Source organism: Streptomyces sp. NPDC059957 (assembly GCF_042730015.1).
Taxonomy (GTDB): domain Bacteria; phylum Actinomycetota; class Actinomycetes; order Streptomycetales; family Streptomycetaceae; genus Streptomyces.
The window spans coordinates 162977-176356 of the sequence record NZ_JBHWMB010000002.1; the positions used below are offsets into that span (position 1 = coordinate 162977).

The 13380-nt window shown below is 71.3% G+C and carries 13 protein-coding genes and 3 pseudogenes; 12 read left to right on the forward strand and 4 right to left on the reverse strand.

What is annotated here, in order from left to right; genetic code table 11:
• The first annotated feature begins 6 nt into the window (after window positions 1–6).
• The 8 genes from ACFWBW_RS02230 (at window position 7) to ACFWBW_RS02265 (ending at window position 6520) form a co-directional block, all read left to right on the forward strand.
• A complete protein-coding gene (locus tag ACFWBW_RS02230) occupies window positions 7–222 on the forward strand; it encodes a hypothetical protein (RefSeq protein WP_385367593.1) in 216 nt (71 codons plus the stop codon).
• Complete coding sequence (locus tag ACFWBW_RS02235) at window positions 219–2318, forward strand: bifunctional polysaccharide deacetylase/glycosyltransferase family 2 protein (protein ID WP_385367594.1); 2100 nt, start codon at window positions 219–221, stop codon at window positions 2316–2318. The genes ACFWBW_RS02230 and ACFWBW_RS02235 overlap by 4 nt, the downstream gene beginning before the upstream one ends.
• 343 nt (window positions 2319–2661) lie before the next feature.
• Window positions 2662–3021, forward strand: coding sequence for a helix-turn-helix transcriptional regulator (locus ACFWBW_RS02240; protein WP_385367595.1), 360 nt, complete (start codon window positions 2662–2664; stop codon window positions 3019–3021).
• A gap of 87 nt (window positions 3022–3108) precedes the next feature.
• Window positions 3109–3576: an STAS domain-containing protein gene (locus tag ACFWBW_RS02245; protein ID WP_385367596.1), complete on the forward strand. Its 468-nt coding sequence runs from the start codon at window positions 3109–3111 to the stop codon at window positions 3574–3576.
• 59 nt (window positions 3577–3635) lie between these two features.
• Window positions 3636–4841 (forward strand): PP2C family protein-serine/threonine phosphatase, encoded by a 1206-nt coding sequence (locus ACFWBW_RS02250; protein WP_385367597.1) that lies wholly within the window; start codon window positions 3636–3638, stop codon window positions 4839–4841.
• Between the two features lie 95 nt (window positions 4842–4936).
• A complete protein-coding gene (locus ACFWBW_RS02255; protein WP_385367598.1) occupies window positions 4937–5338 on the forward strand; it encodes an ATP-binding protein in 402 nt (133 codons plus the stop codon).
• Window positions 5339–5592: 254 nt separating this feature from the next.
• Window positions 5593–5997, forward strand: a complete 405-nt coding sequence (locus ACFWBW_RS02260) for an STAS domain-containing protein (protein WP_385367599.1) — start codon at window positions 5593–5595, stop codon at window positions 5995–5997.
• A 193-nt stretch (window positions 5998–6190) separates the two neighbouring features.
• On the forward strand, window positions 6191–6520 hold the full coding sequence (locus tag ACFWBW_RS02265; RefSeq protein ID WP_385367687.1) for a hypothetical protein: 330 nt from the start codon (window positions 6191–6193) through the stop codon (window positions 6518–6520).
• 47 nt (window positions 6521–6567) lie between these two features.
• Here the strand turns inward: ACFWBW_RS02265 and ACFWBW_RS02270 are convergent.
• The 4 genes and pseudogenes from ACFWBW_RS02270 to ACFWBW_RS02285 all read right to left on the reverse strand — a co-directional run.
• A pseudogene (locus ACFWBW_RS02270) lies at window positions 6568–6812 on the reverse strand (pyrimidine dimer DNA glycosylase/endonuclease V).
• 565 nt (window positions 6813–7377) lie between these two features.
• Window positions 7378–8439 carry a beta-propeller fold lactonase family protein gene (locus ACFWBW_RS02275; protein WP_385367600.1) on the reverse strand — a complete coding sequence of 354 codons (1062 nt, stop codon included), beginning with the start codon at window positions 8437–8439 and terminating at the stop codon, window positions 7378–7380.
• A gap of 205 nt (window positions 8440–8644) precedes the next feature.
• Window positions 8645–9742: a glutamate--cysteine ligase gene (locus ACFWBW_RS02280; RefSeq protein ID WP_385367601.1), complete on the reverse strand. Its 1098-nt coding sequence runs from the start codon at window positions 9740–9742 to the stop codon at window positions 8645–8647.
• A gap of 9 nt (window positions 9743–9751) precedes the next feature.
• Window positions 9752–10090: pseudogene (locus tag ACFWBW_RS02285) on the reverse strand (iron-containing redox enzyme family protein); the annotation flags it as partial.
• A 163-nt stretch (window positions 10091–10253) separates the two neighbouring features.
• Between ACFWBW_RS02285 and ACFWBW_RS02290 the strand changes: the two are divergent.
• The 4 genes and pseudogenes from ACFWBW_RS02290 (at window position 10254) to ACFWBW_RS02305 (ending at window position 13284) form a co-directional block, all read left to right on the forward strand.
• Window positions 10254–11168, forward strand: coding sequence for an SDR family oxidoreductase (locus tag ACFWBW_RS02290; RefSeq protein WP_385367602.1), 915 nt, complete (start codon window positions 10254–10256; stop codon window positions 11166–11168).
• Window positions 11169–11500: 332 nt separating this feature from the next.
• The gene (locus ACFWBW_RS02295) at window positions 11501–12286 is read left to right on the forward strand and encodes a GAF domain-containing protein (RefSeq protein ID WP_385367603.1); all 786 of its coding nucleotides are present in this window, start codon (window positions 11501–11503) and stop codon (window positions 12284–12286) included.
• Window positions 12247–12444, forward strand: a pseudogene (locus ACFWBW_RS02300) (serine/threonine protein phosphatase); the annotation flags it as partial. The gene ACFWBW_RS02295 and the pseudogene ACFWBW_RS02300, both read left to right, overlap by 40 nt.
• 114 nt (window positions 12445–12558) lie before the next feature.
• A complete protein-coding gene (locus ACFWBW_RS02305; RefSeq protein WP_385367688.1) occupies window positions 12559–13284 on the forward strand; it encodes a PP2C family protein-serine/threonine phosphatase in 726 nt (241 codons plus the stop codon).
• Window positions 13285–13380: the final 96 nt, after the last annotated feature.

Genomic DNA, 13380 nt, shown 5'->3' on the forward strand with positions numbered 1-13380 from the left:
GGTGGCGTGATCAACGAGCTGCTCAGCCCGCCGCGTCCTCAGCCCTCCCCACCCGTTTTCGACGACCCGCGCGGCCACCGCCGCAGGATCGTGACCGTCGTGGGAGTGGCTGTGTGCTTCCTGTGCCTGTGCGTCCTCGCCGTGGGTGCCAGCGTGCTCTACGCCGACCCCAAGGCGCCGACGACAGGCCCGGCCAAGGCTGACGCGACCACCCGGCGATGAGGGCGATGTCGCCCCGCGGGCACTGGTGGGTCCTGGCCGGTGTCCTGACGGTGTTCCTTGCGGCCCTGGTCCTGGCGACCTCGATCCTGCGTGGCGTCGGTGCGCCGGGCACCACCCGGGACCGGGATCCGGACGGTCTCGTGCCCCAATCCGTGTCGGGCGGCGGCCCCGTCGTCGACACCCGAAGTGGCAACCCGGTCAGCCTGGACGTGCGCCCGGGCACGGTGTCGCTCACCTTCGACGACGGCCCGGACCCCACCTGGACCCCTCAGATCCTCGAGCTGCTGGCCGCCAAGCAGGTACCGGCGACGTTCTTCGTCGTCGGCCGGCACGTGGCCGAACACCCCGAGCTGGTCCGGGCACAGACCGCCGCAGGGCACGAAGTCGGCCTGCACACCTTCACGCACGCCGACCTCGCCACCGCCCCCATCTGGCAGGTGCGCGTGGAGCTCGCCGCCAGCCGGGCCGTCCTGGCCGGAGCCACCGGAACGAGCACGACGCTTCTGCGGCCGCCGTACTCCTCCATGTCCGACGCGGTCAAAGACCGCGACTGGCGCGCCACTCTGCGCACCGGTGCCCTCGGCTACCTGACCGTCCTGTCCACCCAGGATGGTCTCGACTGGGAGGCACGAAGCGCCGAAGACATCGTGCGCGACGCCTCGCCGCAGGACGGTCGAGGGGCCGTCGTCCTCCTGCACGACGGCGGTGGAGACCGGTCCCGGACCGTCGCGGCCCTGGGGCAGCTCATCGACACCCTCAAGGCACGCGGATACCGCTTCACCACCCTGAGCGAGGCGGTCGGCCTGCCGCCCCAGACAGCCTCGGCCCCATGGTTCGACCGCTGGTACGGGAGCGCCCTGATCGGCCTGATCCAGGCAGCCGTCGCCGTGCCCCCCGCTGCCGCGTGGCTGCTGTACGCGGTGGCTCTGCTCACCGTCTTCCGCCTGCTGCTGCTCGCCGTGGCTGCGGCAGCACACCGAAGGCGCACCCATACCCGGGCAGTGCCCGGACCCGTGCCCCGCGTCTCCGCCGTGATCCCTGCCCACAACGAGCAGGCGACCATTGCCTCCTGCGTACGCGCCCTGCTGGACGGCGGCTGCGAGGACATCGACATCGTCGTGGTCGACGACGGCTCCACCGACGACACCGCGGCAGCGGCCCGCTCCGTGGCGGACCCCAGGGTGCGCGTCCTGACCCAGCCCAACCAGGGCAAGCCCGCCGCCCTGAACGCGGGCGTCGCCCACGCCGCGCACGACGTGATCCTCATGGTCGACGCGGACACCATGATCGCCCCGGGCGCGGTGGCCCGCTTGGCCGCCGCCATGGCCGACCCGTCGGTCGGCGCGGTGGCCGGCAACACGAAGGTCGCCAACCGCAAGGGGCTGCTCCCCCTGTGGCAGCACCTCGAATACGTCATGAGCTTCGGCCTGGAACGCCGGCTGTTCGACCTGGCCGGCGCCAGCCCGACCGTTCCCGGAGCCATCGGGGCCTTCCGGCGATCGGCCCTGGCCTCCTGCGGCGGCATCAGCGCCGACACCCTCGCCGAAGACACCGACATCGCCATGGCCCTGTGCCGGGCCGGCTGGCGCGTCGTCTACCGCAGCGACGCACACGCCCGTACCCACGTACCCACGACCATCCCGGACCTCTGGCACCAGCGCTACCGCTGGGCCTACGGCACCCTGCAGTCCATCTGGAAGCACCGGCACGCAGTCAGGGAAGCCGGCACCGCGGGCCGCCTCGGCCGCCGCACCCTCCCCTATCTGCTGCTGTTCCAGCTCGCCCTGCCGCTCGCGGCACCCCTCATGGACGCCGCCGCCCTGTACGGGCTCGCCTCCGGGACCACACCCGTCCCGCTGTTCACCTGGGCCGTCTTCAGCCTCGCCCAACTCGCCCTCGCCGCCTATGCCCTGCGCACGGACAACGAGAGCCTGCGCCACCTGTGGCTCGTCCCGCTCCAGCAGATCTTCTACCGTCTGGCTCTGTGCCTGGTCACCATCCACGCCCTGGTCGCCGCAGCACTCGGGGCAAGCCCCCTGTGGCGGAATCCCTCGACGACCCATGCGGAGGTGCCGACGCATCCAGCGACGGTGTGACCGCCCATCCGTAACGGACATGAGCGAGACCGGCCGCAAGCGCGTCGGCGCCCCAGAGCCCGCGGGTCAGAGGGTGCTGCCGCGGTAACGGTCGAGGTAGGCGGCGGCGAGTTTTGTGTGAGCGTGCCGGGCCAGTCGCCGGTCAGGGGTGGGCGCATGCGGGATTCCGCGGCGTGTGCCGCGTGGTGGGCGGCGGCTTCTGGTGACGGCGTCGCTCGATGCTCGGACCATGGGCATCCCACCACCTGCCGGGGCGCGACCCAGGGCCCCCGACGGGTCGCACATACCCGATCCGGGATTCCGGTATGGAAAAACCGGCATCACAAGTCATATAATTTCGGACATGGAACTGGCGGAGCCCCGGACCAGCTGGACGTTCGTCACGAACCACGCCCGGATCCTCGCCATGATCCTGGGCGATCCGGAGATCCGCCTGCGGGATCTGGCCGAGAGCTGCCGACTCACCGAACGCGCGGCCCAGGCCATCGTCAAGGACCTGGAGAACGCCGGATACCTCACCCGCGTACGCCGCGGTCGCCGCAACCACTACGCGGTCACACCCGGCACCTTCTTTCGCCATCCGGCCCAAGGACACCACGAGATCGCGGGCCTCCTGCAGCTGCTGGCCTCCCCGGACCCAGAGGTCCAGACGGCCGGACACCCTCCAGCGGACGGTGATCACCATGAGCGCAACCTCCGCTGAACGACGAGGCGGCCCGTACCGGGCCCCCAGCGGGCCGTTTTCCTGCCAGACCTTCCCCGGCCGCGGGATCGGGAAGGGAGCACAGCCATGAGCTCGCACTCCTCGCGCCCCCGTGCCCCTACGTCACAGAGCGACGGCACCCTGCGCCCGCCCGTAGTGATTGTCGTCCTCGAGCCCGGACCACACCGGATACTCGCCCGCGTCCGCGGCGAGGTCGATAGCGATAGCGCCGGCGACCTGCGCGAGGACCTCACCCTGGCCCTCGCCTCCAGCCATGACGGCCTCGACGTCGACCTGTCCGCCGTCACCTTCTGTGACAGCTCAGGCCTCCACGTGCTCCTCGACCTGAACCGGCTCGCACTGGAAACCGGGAGATCTCTCATTCTCACCGCTCTCAGCCGCCCCGTCACCCGCCTGCTGATCCTCACCGGCACCCAGCAGGTACTCACCGTCCGCTGCCCACCCACAGCGAACCATCCGCTCCGTCCAGGAGCAGAAGCGGATTTATGGCCCGCAGGAAGAGTGCAAAGACCCATGCGGGCTGCGGCACGGTAGGTGCCTGCGGTGTCGGCGGCAGGACGGGCGCGGTGACGCCCGCACCTTTGGAGGCTGATGTGACGCGTGACCGGATCGGACTGGCCCAGGTTCTGGCAGCCGCGGAGGCCGCCGCGCCCGTGGACTCCCTCGATGTGGTGGCCTGCAACCTGCGTGACCGGTTCGGCGCCAGGTACGTGTCGTTCCTGTTCGTCGACATCGTCGGCCGGCGCCTGCTGCGCGTCCACGACACGGACGACACGGCGTCCCCGTACCGGGAGGAGCGTGCAGAGCAGGTACCACTTGTCGGCAGCAGTCTCTACGACGAGGTCCTGCGCTCCCAGGAACTGGTGTGCGCACCCGACGACGGGCAGGGCCAGCGGCTCCTCGCCCCCGTCACCAACCGCGGCGACACCATCGGCGTCCTGGAACTGTTCCTCAACGACGCCACCCCGGACGTACTGCAGCAGGTCAGGGAGGTGGCACACGCGCTGGCGTACATCATCGTCACCGACCGGCGTTTCACCGATCTCTATCACTGGGGCAACCGCACCACACCGGTCAGCCTGTCCGCGGAAATCCAGCGCCAGCTCTTGCCCACCGCCTCAGCCTGCGAAGCACCGCAGTTCGCTCTCGCCGGCGCCCTGGTGCCGGCCTCCAACATCGCCGGTGACACCTACGACTACAGCCTCAACAACCACACCCTGCACCTGTCGATCACCGACGCGATGGGCCACGACGTGGACGCCTCCCTCATGGCCACCCTCCTCGTCAACGCCTCCCGCGGAGCCCGCCGCGCCGGCGCAGACCTCTCCGAGCAGGCCCGCCAACTTCATCAGGCCCTCCTCGACCACGGCCGCCACACCATGGCCACGGGCCAGCTCCTGCGCATCGCCCTGGACGGAACCTGCGCCCAGCTCGTCAACGCCGGCCACCCCTGGCCCCTACGGCTGCGTGAAGGAGCCGTCACCGAACTGCACCTGGCCGTGAACCTGCCCTTCGGCTGCACCTCACTCAACGGCCCCTACGCGGTCCAGGACCTCGACCTGCAGCCCGGCGACCGGCTCCTGCTCCACACCGACGGCATGCAGGAACGCGACGCCGAAACCGTCGACCTCCCCGCCCTCCTTCGCAAAACCGCGGGCGACCACCCCCGCGAGGTGGTCCGCACCCTGGTCGGCGCCGTCAGCGACGCCTACGGCGGCCACCCGCCCAAGGACGACGCCACCGTCCTGTGCCTCGACTGGCACGGCCCCCACAACGAAAGCGCCCAGACGGACACCTGAATACGGGGGCGGCACATCGACGGAGTGGGTGGAAAGGGGGTGGACGGCCGCAGAGGGGGCAGGCGCCTTGCAAGCCCACCATGTTGGGAGACTCCGTGCTGACGTCCATGCTCGTCCTCGACCAGCCGGTGCCGCGCACCGGCCGGCCCACGACGACAGCACGGGGCGCCACCGACGACTTCCTCCATCACGCCGCCCAGGTCCGGGCCCCTGCCCGGCCCGAGTACACCGACGCGATCCTCTTGGTCGTCACCGAACTCGTCACCAACGCCATCCGCCACACCGACGGACCCGCCACCCTCCACCTCGAACTCCACGACGACCACATCGACATCCGCGTCACCGACACCAGCCCCGAACCCGCAGAACCCCGCCTCCCCCAGACCGACGGCACCGGCGGCTACGGCTGGCACCTCATCAACCGCCTCACCACCCACACCCACACCGAACCCACCCCCGACGGCGGCAAAACCATCCACGCCCACGCCCCCTGGTAACACCCGAGCACAGGAGAGCTCCCGCCCAGCTCCCGGGGCGCCGCATATGGCTGGGCCCGGTCTGGCCTTCCCAGGGGAAGCGTGACACGCTCGAAGGACCAACCAGCCTGGTCTGGTGGGAGACCCCGCGCCGCCAGGAGGCCAACCTATCGGGTGGCCGGCGGATGGTACGGGTGGTCTCGCTCGGCTTTGCGCGGCCCAAAACGGCCGTGCGCTTGACGGCCTTCTCCGCCCGAATCCGGGAGCCGACCGTAATGGGCTCCGATCCGAAGGCGGATCCGACCACCATGCACTCCACCCTGAGCGTCAGCACCACCATGGGAGCCGACCGGATCATCGTGACCATCGCGGGTCCCATCGACATGGACACCATCCCCCGCATCACCGCGGCCACCGACGTCCTCGCCCTGCACGACCGCACCCTCACCCTGGACCTGTCAGCCGTCACCTTCATGGACTCCAGCGGCCTCAACCTGCTCCTCACCCTGCGCGACCGCATACAGGCCGAACAGGGTGCGCTGGAGCTTCACGGCGTCCCCGCCCAGCCGCTGAAGGTCCTGGACATCACCGGCGCACGCGACCTGTTCACCCTCCTCACGGACGCCGCCCGTCTCCGGTCCGAGGTCCGTACGGGCCGACAAGACCTCGGCCAGGCCTGAGCGGCATCACCGGCCGTCCGAAGGGATCCCACCGACATGCGCCCCGCGGTTCCCGCACACAGGATGGGTACGCCTCCCTGCTCCCACGGTCAGGAACCGATCGCATGCCGGCACCATGCCCCCGAAAGCGGCGACTCCACTCACCCACCCGGTTCCCCGCAGCCGGCGGACACTCCTGCATGGGCGAGTGCGCGTGACGGCGCGGGACTCTTCGCCGGACCACACTGCCGACGGGCGCTACGTGGTCATCGACGGCCGACGCTGGCGTGCCACGGACCCGGACCTTCCCGCCGAGACTTCGGCTCGCCTGCGTGCTCACCTGATGGCGGCCCGGCGTGCCGTCGGCGCCGCCCTGCGGGCACACGACGAGGAGGCAGAACGCGAAGCCAGGCGCCGCGTGCAGACGGCGAAGGTCGCCCTCGGCGAACGCGGCACCCCGTGGTGGGACCAGACCGCCTCCGAACGCCGGACACGGTGGCTGGACGGACTCGCCGCACTGGATGGGGATCCCGGTCCGCGTTAGGCCGGGCGACGGGCGCGGGACCGCCAGGACCGCCAGGACAAGCAGGCCTACTCGATGCCCTCGTCGCGGTCGGACGCCGGCCAGACGTACGGCACGTCGTCCGGTACCCCGGGGAAGTGTCTGCCGTAGAAGTCAGGGTCTTTGCGCACCAGGGGTGCCTGCGCCACCCGTAGCCCGGGACGATCAGCCCCCGCAGCACCTGCACGGCCTCGACCCGCTGTTTGCCAAGTCGTCGGCTGTCGAGGACGGCGGCCGACGCCCGGAAAGATGCGAACGGAAGGAACGTTTGCACGGGGCTCTCCTCACTGCCTGCGCCGGGGTGTGTCCACGCCGCGCTGGCCGAAACCCGCGCCCCTCCTGCCTCCTCGCAGCTCAGGAAGCATCGCGGTACCGCTCGTCGGCGAGGCCTCCGGCTCCCAGCAGGCCGGTGGCTTCGAGGGGCTGGGCGGCCTCACGTCGCGCCAGTTCGGTGCGGGCGATGTGTGTGACGACGGGCGGGAGACATGCCCGGACGGGTTGGACGGCACGGAGCCATGCCGGCACGTAGACGGATGCCCTGCGCCGTTCCGCGGCGGTCGCCAGCCGATCGGCGACCTGTGGCGGACCAGTCGGGGCCGCGCGCTCCGTCCACCGTCCGGGGCGGTGCCCGGGAGAATCGGTCACGGATGAAAGGACGGCTCGCGCGCCGCGTGCAACCCGTGCGACCGGTTCGACGCCCGGAACGTGTCGCACTTGTTCGTCGACGTCGTCGGCCGGCGCCTGCTGCGCGTCCACGACACCAGGCCGCACTCCGCCTCGCCGCGATCCTCATCTGGGCACGACGCCGGCCAAAGAGACCGAATCCAGCGGCGCCTTGCTCAGGCGAGTTGCACCGGCGCGGTGCTCGAACCTCGGGCCGTGCCCGCTTTTCCCTGTACCGCTGCCACGCCGGTCGGCCCGTCGCCCACGGTCACCGTGTTCGTTACGCGGGCTGTCGAGGTGTCGATGACCGACAGGGTGTCCGAGTCGAAGTTGCTGACGTAGACGAGGGAGCCGCCCGGTCCGACAGCGAGGCCGTTGGGGCCGTCTCCCACGGCGACGGTTTCCGTGACGGCGCGGCCGCGGGTGCTGATCACGGACACGTTGTCGGACCCGATGTTGGCGACGTATACCTGTCGCCCGTCCGGTCGCACCCCGATTCCCGCAGGCTGGTCCCCGACCGGGATGCGGTCCGTTTCCGCGCCGTCGTGGACGTCGACCACCGACACGTCGTCCGAGGTCAGGTTGGAAACGTACAGGCGGCGGCCGTCGGGGGTGAGGACCAGAGCAGTCGGTCCGCTGCCGACAGGGACGGTGCCGGTGACCGTTCCGGTGGCGGTCCGGACCACTGAGACGGTGCCGGACGCGGCGTTGGCGACGTACAGGGTGCATCCGTCGGGCGCCACCGCCACGCCCAGCGGGGCATCGCCCACCGCGATGGTGTCCGTCACGGCACGGGTGCGGGTGCTGATCACCGACACGTCGTCCGACCCGACGTTGGCGACGTAGACGTTCCGGTTATCGGGAGAGACCGTCACTCTGCTCGGTTCGTCCCCGACAGCGATGGTGGCGATGACCGTCCTGGTACGGGCGTCGATCACCGACACGGTGTCCGCCGCGGAATTGGTGACATAGACGCGGGAGCCGTCCGGGCTGGCGGCCACGCTGTCCGGTCCGTCCCCGACGGGAACGCTCTCCACGACCGTGCCGGTGCCGGTGTCGACGACCGACACCGTGTCGGAGTGGAGGTTGGCGACGTAAACGAGGGCATCAGGGCTCGGGGACAACCCGACTGCCGTCGTCCCGACGGATGCGCCGGCCGTGTTTCCCGGTCCCATGAGCGCCGCTGTCACACAGAGCACCACGGCTGCTCGCCGCGCCAGGTCCTGACTCCTCATCATGGGGCCACGCTAAGACTCCGGAGCGGAAAGCCACGTGAGGCTCACGCTCAGGCTGACCGAACGGCGCATCGTGGCCGCCACCTACGCCGACTCCGTCTTCACAGAACCTAGTGCTGTGACCGGGCCGCCGACAGGATGTGGATCCCACCACGGGACTGTCTCCACCCACAGCCCGGCACGCGCTCGCACGGGCCGGGACCGGCTCTCAGACGGACGGTACGGAGCCGGTGATCAATGTGGTCAGCGCCGGCAGCCCGCCGTCGGCCAGGGCGCGACGCTGGCGGTCCGCAGGGGTTCCTTCTCGCAGCAGGCGGTGCGACAGGGCGCTCACCTCCCGGAGATCGCCGGAGTCTTCGAGAGCGGGCGTGATGTGGCGCATGAGGGCGCACAGAGCGTCGCCGCTGCTTCTGGGCCGACCGTCCGGCCCCATGAGGGTGCCGTTCAATCCGTACCGGGCCGCGTGCCAGTTCGCGGCCTGGAGCACCTCCGGATCACCCGCGGGCGCGGGCGGCATGCCCGCCTTCTCCTCGGCGATCGCCGTGGCGACCAGAGCCCTGACGACACCTGCGAGCATCACGGCGTCGTCCGGCCGCAGTTGTACGTCCAGGCAGCGCACTTCGACGGTCGGGTAGCGGTCGGACAGTCTCGCCTGCCAGTAGACCTGTCCCCGGTCGGCGATCAGTCCGGTGGCCACCAGTGTCTCCAGGCGGCGTTCGTAGTCGGCGAGCCCCTCGAAGTACGGTGGCGGGCCGCTGACGGGCCAGCGGCCGAAGACGATGGTGCGCCAGCTGGCGAACCCGGTGTCCCGGCCGTCCCACAGGGGAGAGTTCGCCGACATGGCCAGGAGCGTCGGCAGCCAGGTCCGGATCCGGTTCAGCACGGCCACGCCCGTTTCCGGGTCGGGGATTCCCACGTGGACGTGCATCCCGCAGATCAGCTGCTCGTCCACCAGTTGACGGGCCTCGTCCTCGATCTTCAGGTACCGGGGCGTCCGGGTGACGGGCACGGGAAGAATCCCGCGCACCGGCGCCGCTCCGGTCGCCGCGATCAGGCAGCCGTTCGATTCCGCCGCCGTGGCGAGCGCATGGCGCAGCCGGAGTAGGTGGCCCCCGACTTCTTCGAGGTTCCAGCAGACGGGCGTGGCCACCTCTATCTGCGCCTGGAGCAGCTCGTCCTGGACCTCTCCCTGTTCCGCAAGGGCTCCGAGTCCGGCCGTTCGCCGCACTTCCTCCACCATTGGCTTCGGTGCGCCGGTTGCCGGGTCCAGCAGCAGAAACTCTTCTTCGACGCCAAAGGTGATCACCTCCTGCGGCTACCCGCCCACTCCATGATCACCCCCATCTGTCCGGTGCGGCTGGGCCGCGGTGGGCGGGGAGGTCCACAGGGCACTGCGTCCGTCCTGCCAGGCCGTACGGATGTGGGTGGCCAGACGGTCCTCCAGGAGGCCGGTCGCCGCGCAGCCGAAGGCCACGTCCGGCTCCGGACCGGGCTCCTCGGCGAGGAGTCCTCCGATGACCTCGTGGCGTACCACCTGCTCGTGGACGGCATCGGCCTCGACGTGCCCGGCGTAGAAGTGTTCGGCGGCCGGACCGGCCCCGCAGCGCCGCATCGCCTTGGCCAGGCGGCGGGAGCCGGGGGAAGAGGTGACTCGACCCGCACGTCCGCCCCCGCTGGCACGTCCATTTCCGCGTGGCCGACCTGGAGGACCCGGCCGGGGCGGGGTCGGCCTGCACCCGGATGGCGACGGAAACACAAAGGGGACGAATGGGGTTTCTCGGGGACATCAAAGCCGGGTGAGGGGGTAGCCGGGGACCATGGACACCCCCGGAACACCCCGGCGCACCAGCGAAGAGCCCCGCGTCCCCGACCCCGTGACCCGCCACCCCCGCCCGCCCTTCCCCGATCAGAAGCAGGAGCACCCCGGCTCGACGGAGGAGATGGATCCCCGCCCGGACCACGGCGAGGATTCCTACCGGGGCCACGACATACTTTTGGGCCAGGCGGCCCTGGTCACGGGCGGCGATTCCGGCATCGGCCGGGCCGTGTGCCTGGCGTTCGCCCGTGAGGGGGCGGACGTCGTCTTCACCCACCTCCCCGAGGAAGCGGACGAAGCGGACGAGACCGCGCGCCTGGTCCGTGAGGCGGGCCGCAGAGCCGTACCCGTCCTGTGTGACATCCGCGACGAGGCCGAATGTGCGGCCCTGGTGGACCGGGCCGTGAGCGAACTGGGGCGCCTCGACGTCCTCGTGAACAACGCCGCGTACCAGATGTCCCAGCCGGACGGGATCGCGGCCATCACCACGGAGCAGTTCGACCGGGTCATGAAGACCAACCTGTACGGGATGTTCTGGCTGACCCGCCGCGCGCTGGCCCACATGCCGCGCGGCGGATGTGTCATCAACACCGCCTCCGTGCAGGGCTACCAGCCCAGCCCCCACCTCCTCGACTACGCGATGACGAAGTCGGCCATCATCTCCTTCACGCACGGACTGGCCCAGATGGTCGCCGAGCGCGGCATCCGGGTCAACGCGGTCGCCCCCGGACCCGTGTGGACGCCACTGATCCCCGCGACGATGCCCGACACCACGGAGTTCGGGAAGCAGTCCCCCCTGGGCCGGGCCGCCCAACCCGCCGAAATGGCGCCCGCTTACGTGTTCCTGGCCTCGCCCCAGGCCAGCTACATCACCGGGGAGATCGTCAACGCCACGGGCGGCACGCCCCTGCCGTAAGCTGCCGCGCGCGCCCGCAGGCAGGCCGAGGACCGGGCGGTCAGCTCTTGGCGTCGAATCGCGTACCTCCTGGGCTCCGTCGTACCGGGCGCCGCGGCCGGCCACCCCGACGGCATCCACCCGGCGTCCGGGCTCGGCGCCCGGCCGGAACCGGCGATCGACCCGAAGGGGTGACGCGCCTGCGCCGTCCGCCCGGGCGCACCGTGCCGGGGTCGGCCCGAGGCCGGGGACGAAAAGACGCCCCCGCCGTTCGACGATCGCTCCCCGCGAGGTACGGCGCTCCGGTCGATAAGCTGGTTGTCACGAGCCCTGCCGGGTCGGCAGACATCCGCGTGAGGGGTAGACGGTTGAACCGGTTCGCGCGCCTGGCCACCCGCCTCCTGGCCGCCCCCAGGGCGCTGGTGTGGGTGGTCGGTGAGGGTACCGCCGTGGTCGAAAGCTGGCCGACCGGTTCCGCCGGCGCCGAAATGGCCGCGCTGTGCCGTCGCGTGGCGCGGCTCGGCGGCCCCCTGACCCTGGCGGGGGACGGTGACGAGGGGCCGGCTTTCGCGGGCGTGCCCCTGGTCGGCCCCGAGGGCGAGCTGCTCGGTGTGCTGGCCGTCACCGACAGCGGTCCGCGCACGTGGACCGAGGAGGATCTGCGGGATCTCGGGGATCTCGGCGCGGCGTGCAGCGCCCAGATGCGGCTGCGGCTGCGCTCCGACCAGGTGCAGCGCGCCGGGGAGGCGGCCGACGAGGCGGCATCGCTCGCCGAGGCCGAGGCCGACCGGATGGAGACCTTGCTGAGCCGAGCGCAGTTGTTGCTGCGGGCCGCGGAGGATCTGGGTGACACCAGCGGTCTGGAGGAGGTCTGGGCGCGGGTGAGTGAGCTGGCGGGCGGTGACCTCAAGCCCTCCTACGTGGGGCTGGCGCTGGTGGGCGAGGACGGACTGCTGCGGCAGGTGGGCGGGCCCAGCACGGAAGCGGAGCCCCTGAGCGGGCCGGAGGAAGGGTACGGAATCGATGCGTACCGGCCCGGTGCGCGGGCGGTACGGGAGCGGCACACGGTGATCGTCGCCGACCGGCGGACCATGCGTACCGGCCCGGTGCGCGGGCGGTACGGGAGCGGCACACGGTGATCGTCGCCGACCGGCGGACCATCGCGGACGGCTACGGCCCGGAGGCCGCGGCGGACTTCGACGCGCTGGGCCTGCACGCCCTGGTGTGCGTACCTCTGCCGAGCAGCGAGGGTGTCCTCGGCGTCCTGGAGCTCGGTTGGGACACTCCGCACGTGGTCGATGCCCCCGAGCGGGCGGTGCTGGTGGTTCTGGCCGACTACACGGCGCGGGCCGTGGAACGCGCCACCTACCTGGACGAGCGCGTTTCCGTCGCCCGACGGCTGCAGGAGGCCATGCTCACCGATCTCGTTCAGGTGCCCGGGCTGGAGACCGCCGCCCTGTACCGGCCGGCCGGGCGGCAGGACATGGTCGGAGGTGACTGGTACGACCTCTACCCATTGCCCGGAGGGCATGGTGCGTGGGCCGTGACGGTCGGGGACATCACCGGCCATGACCTGCGCGCCGCGACCCTCATGGGGCAGGTCCGCAGCATGCTCCGGCAAGCCGACCTCGACCACCCCGGCAGACCCCCGCACCAAGCCGTCGAGGCACTGGTCCAGGCCTGCCAGACCCTGGGCCTCCCGGCCGGCGGCACCCTCGTCCACGCTCACCTCACCCCCCGCCCCGCCGGCCACTGGCAGCTCTCCTGGACCAACGCCGGCCACCCGCCCCCACTCCTCACCCACCCCGGCGCACCCTCCGAGCCCGCCGAGCAGCTCCAGGCCCACGACATCCTCCTGCACCCCGCCCTGCCGCCAACGCCCCGCACCACCCACACCCGGCTCCTGGCCCCCGGCAGCACCCTCCTGCTCTACACCGACGGGCTCGTCGAACACCGCGGGCAGGACCTCGACGCGGCCGTGGGCGAAGCCGCACACCGCCTGGCCGCGGCAAGCACCGGCACTCCCCTGGACGATGTCCTGCAGCACCTCGCCGGCACCGTCGCCCCCGTTCACCCCGAGGACGACACCGTTCTCTTCGCTGTCCGCATCGCGCCCCTTCCCCCGTCGGCCCAGTGAGCGCGAGGCGCTGCGCAGCCGTATAGGGGCCGGCCCGGAACGGGCCCGCCGCCGCCACGGTGGCGGCGAGCCCGCTTCCCGGCGTCTTCGCCGGGA

What these genes read in the sequence shown, in the direction of transcription:
- ACFWBW_RS02260 (WP_385367599.1), top strand. Translation starts at nt 5,593, where the DNA reads ATGGGCTCCGATCCGAAGGCGGATCCGACCACCATGCACTCCACCCTG.
- ACFWBW_RS02245 (WP_385367596.1), top strand. Translation starts at nt 3,109, where the DNA reads ATGAGCTCGCACTCCTCGCGCCCCCGTGCCCCTACGTCACAGAGCGAC.
- ACFWBW_RS02235 (WP_385367594.1), top strand. Translation starts at nt 219, where the DNA reads ATGAGGGCGATGTCGCCCCGCGGGCACTGGTGGGTCCTGGCCGGTGTC.
- ACFWBW_RS02290 (WP_385367602.1), top strand. Translation starts at nt 10,254, where the DNA reads ATGGACACCCCCGGAACACCCCGGCGCACCAGCGAAGAGCCCCGCGTC.
- ACFWBW_RS02305 (WP_385367688.1), top strand. Translation starts at nt 12,559, where the DNA reads ATGCTCACCGATCTCGTTCAGGTGCCCGGGCTGGAGACCGCCGCCCTG.
- ACFWBW_RS02275 (WP_385367600.1), bottom strand. Translation starts at nt 8,439, where the DNA reads ATGATGAGGAGTCAGGACCTGGCGCGGCGAGCAGCCGTGGTGCTCTGT.
- ACFWBW_RS02240 (WP_385367595.1), top strand. Translation starts at nt 2,662, where the DNA reads ATGGAACTGGCGGAGCCCCGGACCAGCTGGACGTTCGTCACGAACCAC.